Below are 1,563 nucleotides of genomic sequence, written 5' to 3' on the forward strand. Positions count from 1 at the left end.
AGAAAGACTGGTCAACAAGGGGTGCCTTCGGTGCACTTACCAACGGCGTCGTCAGCGGGGCTCTGGGGTCCCAAGGCGGGCACCTCGCAGGCCCTATGTTTGGCCGTATTTCAAGGTTTACTGAATATGGTGTCGCTACGGGAGGTTCTCTAGCGGGAGGCGCCGTGGACCATGCAATCACCGGGGAGGCGTACAACGGTCCCGAGATATTGTTCGACGGCGCCGGCGGCGCCCTTACTTCGCGATTCCCTGGGGCTTCTGACTTGGGCTCGAATCCTGGTTGGATGACCCATTCGTGCGCTGCCTACGGTGGGGCTCACGTTGGGGCTATTGTTGAAAGCGTGAAATCTGTCAGCGGAGAAGTTATTAAGAGTGGGATGGGAGTGGAACCGTGGTGACCAACGGTTCGAGTTCTGGTGCAGGGAATGAAGATTCGCGAGGTAAGTTCACGGACGAGGACCTGCTCCTGGGGAAGAAGGCCTCCAAGTTCATTGATTCTCTTTGCGTGATCGCTTTCGTGGCGTGCGTCGGTATTGCCGTTTTTGCCTTCACCAACGTTCCCTGGGATACCCGAATGCCGTATGACGGAAAATACAACCGGAACGGTAGCGGGATCCCGATGCAGATCGCGATGATTCCCTGCCTCCTCGTTCTCATCGGCTTATGGCGGTCAGGTCGAAAGCCTGATGCGCATCAGATGACGAAGGCAGGGCGTGTCGGGGTATACGTCTTTGGGACGGCGATGATCTTGGCTTGTGCCGGCGCCCAGTGGGGAATGGCGAGTGCAATCTTGGCGAACGGCGGGTATTTTCCCGGGTAACCTGTCGATTTTGTCCTGCTGCTTGTTCGATGAATTGTCCACCGCGTGGTAGTCGCAGCAGGGCGTTTCGCGGACCGGCTATGACAAGGCCGGGCGGCTGACCTTTTCCCAGGATTCCTGGTACGGGACCCGCCGGTTCAAATACAACGCCGCCGGGGAACTGACCGAGACGGTCAACGGCGTCGGCGGACGGACCCCGTTCGAGTAAGACGTCCGCGGGCGTTTGGTTCGGATCACCGTCCCCGTGGGCGGGGTGACCACCTATACCTACTCGGCCACGGACCAGGTTGATTCCGTCACCGACCTGCTCGGTGGGTGGGCACAGCCACTTACGATCCCGCCGGGCTGCAGCTGTCCCAGACCGATCCGGACGTGCACACCACTACCTGGACTTATGACGCCGCCGGGCAGGAAGCCGCCACTTCGGTCGACGGGAAGCTGCTGGCCGCCGTCGAGCGTGACCTGATCCGCCGCCTCATAATCATTACCGATTACACGGGCGCTGACGGGCTGGCGGTGGATCACGAACTCGGGTTTGACCGGCGCTGGCAGCTGGCCTCCCGCACCCGCGGCGGCCAGGGCCTGTCCTGGGGGTACGACGGCGACGGGAACCGGACCCGGTTCACCGACGCGCACGGCACCACCACGACGTACGTCCGGAATGCCGCGGGCCGGGTGACCGCCGTCGCCAATCCACGGCTGGGCGAGGCGGTATTCACCCACGACGCCGCAGGGCGTATCAC

The 1,563-nt window shown here is 62.1% G+C and carries 2 protein-coding genes; both read left to right on the forward strand.

Features of this window, described 5'->3' with window-relative positions:
- The first annotated feature begins 391 nt into the window (after positions 1-391).
- Positions 392-820 carry a hypothetical protein gene (locus RCH15_RS18995; RefSeq protein WP_326962208.1) on the forward strand — a complete coding sequence of 143 codons (429 nt, stop codon included), beginning with the start codon at positions 392-394 and terminating at the stop codon, positions 818-820.
- Positions 821-1,135: 315 nt separating this feature from the next.
- Positions 1,136-1,563: RHS repeat domain-containing protein (locus RCH15_RS19000; protein WP_326962209.1), on the forward strand; the 428-nt coding region annotated here is incomplete at its 3' end.

It is taken from the genome of Arthrobacter sp. MP_M4, from assembly GCF_035984855.1.
Lineage (GTDB): Bacteria > Actinomycetota > Actinomycetes > Actinomycetales > Micrococcaceae > Arthrobacter.